This window comes from Streptomyces sp. adm13(2018) (assembly GCF_008042145.1).
In the GTDB taxonomy this organism is placed as follows: domain Bacteria; phylum Actinomycetota; class Actinomycetes; order Streptomycetales; family Streptomycetaceae; genus Streptomyces.
This window is the reverse complement of record NZ_RDBH01000019.1, coordinates 1-4,505: the sequence shown is the minus strand read 5'-3', so window position 1 is coordinate 4,505 and position 4,505 is coordinate 1. Positions and strand designations below refer to the sequence as shown.

The window sequence follows — 4,505 nt, the reverse complement described above, 5'->3', positions numbered from 1 at the left end:
GACCCGGACTGCCTCGGGTTCCACGACATCTCCTGAGGGCCGCCGGGGCGGACGCGGGCCCCGGACCCGGGGGCTGAGGACGCGGGTGGGTCCCCTGCCGCCGCCGGCCCGGCCGCGCCCCGCCCGAGGGCCGCCCCGTCAGGACACCCGGCACAGGATCTCGCCGTGCGGGACCATGAACCACGCGTCCTCCCGCGTACCCCACTCCCGCCAGGCGTCCGCGACGCCGGCCAGTTCCGCCTCGGTCGCGTGACCGCCGCCCACGGCCAGTTCGGCGTAGACGGAGGCCGTCGTGCGGTCCGCCCACAGGCCGCTCCACCAGGCCCGCTCCTCGGGCGTGGCGAAGCACCAGGCGTCGGCGCTCGTCGTGACGTCGGTGAAGCCCGCCTGCCGCGCCCAGGCGAACAGCCGCCGCCCCGCGTCCGGTTCACCGCCGTTGGCGCGGGCGACCCGGTGGTACAGGTCCAGCCAGCCGTCCAGGGCGGGCCGTTCGGGATACCAGGCGAAGGCGCCGTAGTCGCTGTCGCGGGCCGCGACGACGCCACCGGGGCGGCATACCCGCCGCATCTCGCGCAGTGCCTGTACGGGGTCGCCGACGTGCTGGAGCACCTGGTGGGCGTGAACCACGTCGAAGGAGTCGTCGGGGAAGTCCAGCGCGTGCACGTCGGCGACGGCGAACCGGACGTTCTCCAGGCCGCGTTCGGCCGCGACGGCGCGTGCGTTCGCCAGCACCCCCTCGGCCGCGTCGACCGCGGTCACCCGGCCGGGCGCGACCAGGGCGGCCAGGTCGGCGGTGATGGTGCCGGGCCCGCAGCCCACGTCCAGGACGTCCAGCCCCGCGGAGAGCGAGGGCAGCAGGTAGGCGGCGGAGTTCGCCGCGGTCCGCCAGCTGTGCGAGCGCAGGACCGACTCGTGGTGGCCGTGCGTGTAGACGGCCGTCTCGTGGGCGGTCCCGTGGTCCGCGGAGGAGGTGGAGGCATGCGTCATCGGAGCGTCTCCCTCGGTGTGGGTGCGTGCTCACCACCGTACGCACGGATGTCGCATGATGAGATACGCGTCTTGATATATGGACAGCCCTCAGCTGGACAGGTCTCCCCGGTAGCGGAGTTCGTCCAGGAGGCGGCCGCCCGTCTCCTCCCGCGCCAACTGGCCGTCCGGGCGCCAGCCCGCCGCCTCGTAGAAGCGGCGGCCCCGGGCGTTCCCGGCGAACACCCACAGCGCCACCGTGCGGAACCCGCGCGCCACGAGGGCCTCCGTGGACGCGGTGAGGAGGGCCCGTCCCACGCCCGTGCCCCACACCTCGGGCAGGGCGTAGAGGGCGGCCAGCTCGGCCGTGGTCCGCCGGTCGAACTCCTCGCCGGGCCAGGCCCGGAAGCAGGAGAACGCCCGCACCCGCCCGTCGGGGCCCGTCTCGACGAGGACCTCGGACCGGTCCGGGGCGGTCAGGCGGGTGCGCCAGGTGGCGGTGCGCTCCTCGACGTCCAGGGCTTCCAGGTAGGCGCGGGGGACCAGGTCGCGGTAGGCGGCCCGCCAGGACAGCACGTGCACGGCGGCGAGCGGGCGGTACGGCGGGGCCCGGGCCCGGAAACAGGGAGGCGCTCGGCGCGCCGCCCGGCCGACAATGCGCCATGCCGATGCGAGAAGCCCTTCCCGAGGACGCGGCCGGGATCGCCGCCGTGCACGTGCTGTCCTGGCGGGCCGCCTACCGCGACCTGGTCCCCCGCGCCTACCTGGAAGCCCTGGACGTCGAGGAGCGCACCGCCACCTGGCGCACCCGCCTGACCGCCCCGGACCGGTCCGAGGTCCTCGTCGAGACGGGCCCCGACGCGCACCGCCTCCGCGGTCGCGGCGCCCGGCATCGTCAAGGACCTCCCCGCCGCCCACTTCACCGTCCGCGGCACCAACGCCGAGGCCCGCTTCGACGCCTTCGGGGACACCGGCCCCCTCACCCCCGTCGACCGCTTCTTCGTCCGCAACCACACCACCACCCCGGTCCTCGACGCCGCCGACTGGCGCCTGACCGTCTGGGGCGACGGACTGCACGGCCGCCGCCCCGTCCACTTCACCCACGGACAGCTCCGGGACCTGCCCTCGGTCACCCGAACGGCCCTGATCGAATGCGCCGGGAACGGCCGCAGCCTCTACACCAGCCAGCAGGGCGAGCCGGTCACCGGCACGGCCTGGACCCTCGGCGCCGTAGGAGCCGCCCGCTGGCGTGGCGTCCGCCTCGCCGACGTGCTCCGCCGGGCCGGCATCGCCCGCGACGCCGTCGACCTCCAGCCGCGCGGCCTCGACGACCCCTACGTCTCCGGCGGCGTCGACTACGGCCGGGTCCGCCGCCCGCTGCCCGTCGCCAAGGCCTTCGACGACGCGATCCTCGCGTACGAGATGAACGGCGAACCCCTCCCGTACGACCACGGCCACCCGGTCCGGCTCGTCGTCCCCTCCTGGGTGGGCATCGCCTCCATCAAGTGGCTCGGCGACATCGAGGTCTCCACCCGCCCGCTCAGCTCGCCCTGGTCCACCGACTGGTACCGCCTCTTCGGCGACGCCCACCCGGCCGGCGGCAGCGCCCCGATCAGCCGCCAGACGCTCAAGTCCGGCTACCAGCTGCCCTTCGGCGCGACCCTGGAGGCCGGCCGGCCCCACCGGCTGACCGGCAGGGCGTGGTCCGCCCTCGCCCCCGTACGGACCGTCGAGGTGTCCACCGACGGCGGCGCCCGCTGGCGCCGCGCCCACCTCCACGACACCCCGCGGCGGGACGGCTGGGTCCGCTGGAGCGCCCCCTGGCTCCCGCGCGCCACCGGACCGGCCACCCTGCTCTCCCGCACCACCGACGCCGCCGGGAACACCCAGCCCGAACGGGCCGTCCACAACACCCAGGGCTACCTCTTCAACGCCGTCGTACGGCACCCCGTGACCGTCGCCTGAAGCGACGCCTGGAGCGGCGGAACCGGCCGAACCTTCGTATAAAGGGCACGGGGGTGCCGTGCCGGCGCCCCCGCGCCCTCAGGAGGTACGGGACATGCGGCAGACGGCTCCGGAAGGCCGCGGCCCGGTGCGCTACGGCCCTCCCGCCCCCGACACCGGCCTGCCGGTGCTGCCCGGACTCGCCGGGCTCCTCGTCGCCGCCGCCGGGCGGACCACCCCCGAACCGCCCGGCGGCGGCCCCGTCCTGCGGGAGGCCGCCGCCGGCTACTGGTGGCGCCGCGGCCTGCGCACCCACCCCGAGGACGTCGTGGCCGGCCCCGGCGCCCCCGCGCTGCTGCTCGCCCTGATCGCCGCCCACGGCGGCGACCTCCTGCTGCCCCGGCCCTGCCCCGCCTGGTGGACCCCGCAGGCCCGCCTCCTCGGCCGCCCGGCGTACCACGTGCCGACGCCCGCCGAGGCCGGCGGCGTCCCCGACCCGTACGCCCTCCTGGAGACCGTCCGGCGGATCCGCGCCGAGGGCGGCACCCCGCGGGTCCTCCTGCTCTCGGTCGCCGACGACCCCACCGCCACCGTCCCCCCGCCCGAACTCGTCCGCGAGGCGTGCGAGGCGGCCGTCGCCGAAGGGCTGCACGTCATCAGCGACGAGACCTGGCGCGACACCCGCCACCGGCCCGAGGAGACGGTGCTCCTCAGCCCGGCCGAGATGTGCCCGGACGACGTCACCGTCCTCTCCGACCTCGGGGGCGCGCTCACCCCCGCCGCCTGGCCCTGCGCCGTCGCCCGCTTCCCGCCCACCGACCCGTCCCGCGCCGACCGCTGGACCGACCGCCGGGCCCGCGTCCTCGACGTGCTCACCGCCCTCGGCGCCGTCGTCCCCGGGCCGGTCGCGCCCGCCGCCGCGCACGCCCTGGACGAACCGGAGGACGTCACCGTACGGGCCCGGCACGCCGCCACCGTCCACGGCCGCCTCGCCGCCGCCGCACACCGCGCGGTGCTCGACGCGGGCGCCCTCGCGCGGCCGCCGCAGGCCGGCCGCCACCTGTACGCCGACCTCGGTCCGCTGCGGGCCGGACTCGCCGCCCGGGGCGTCACCGACTCCCTGGAACTGGAGAGCCACCTCGGCGCGCACCTCGGCGCCCCGGCGACCGGCGGCCACCGCTTCGGCGACGAACTCGGCGCCCTGCGCGTCAGGTTCGGCACCGGCATGTTCCTCGGGGACACGGCGGAGGAACGGGCGGAGACACTCGCGACGAGCAGCCCGGAGACACTGCCCCATGTGGCCCGGAAACTCTCGGAGTTCGGCCGCTTCCTGGAGGAACTCCGATGACCACGGCCCGTGTCACGCGACGACCGGAGCGACAGCGACCCGAGCCATCCACGGGCGCGGCGCAGACGACCCGCGTCGCGCACGCCCCGGCCGCTGTCCGGCCGCAGACCGAGCCGGTGTGCGGGGCGCCGTCGGTCCCGGCCCTCCGGCCCGCCGTACGGCCTTCCGGTCCGCCGCCCGCACCCCCCGCGGGAGCTGGAACCGCCGGAGCCGTACCCGCGGGAGCCGTACTCACGGGACCCGTACC

The 4,505-nt window shown here is 76.8% G+C and carries 3 protein-coding genes and 1 pseudogene; 2 read left to right on the top strand and 2 right to left on the bottom strand.

Features of this window, described 5'->3' with window-relative positions; translation table 11 throughout:
• Positions 1-138: 138 nt before the first annotated feature.
• Positions 139-987, bottom strand: a complete 849-nt coding sequence (locus tag EAO70_RS02060) for a methyltransferase domain-containing protein (protein WP_148001320.1) — start codon at positions 985-987, stop codon at positions 139-141.
• A gap of 90 nt (positions 988-1,077) precedes the next feature.
• Positions 1,078-1,548, bottom strand: a complete 471-nt coding sequence (locus tag EAO70_RS37530; RefSeq protein WP_187283683.1) for a GNAT family N-acetyltransferase — start codon at positions 1,546-1,548, stop codon at positions 1,078-1,080.
• Between the two features lie 291 nt (positions 1,549-1,839).
• Between EAO70_RS37530 and EAO70_RS02050 the strand changes: the two are divergent.
• A pseudogene (locus EAO70_RS02050) lies at positions 1,840-2,931 on the top strand (sulfite oxidase); the annotation flags it as partial.
• 94 nt (positions 2,932-3,025) lie between these two features.
• The gene (locus EAO70_RS02045; RefSeq protein WP_148001318.1) at positions 3,026-4,258 is read left to right on the top strand and encodes an aminotransferase class I/II-fold pyridoxal phosphate-dependent enzyme; all 1,233 of its coding nucleotides are present in this window, start codon (positions 3,026-3,028) and stop codon (positions 4,256-4,258) included.
• Positions 4,259-4,505: the final 247 nt, after the last annotated feature.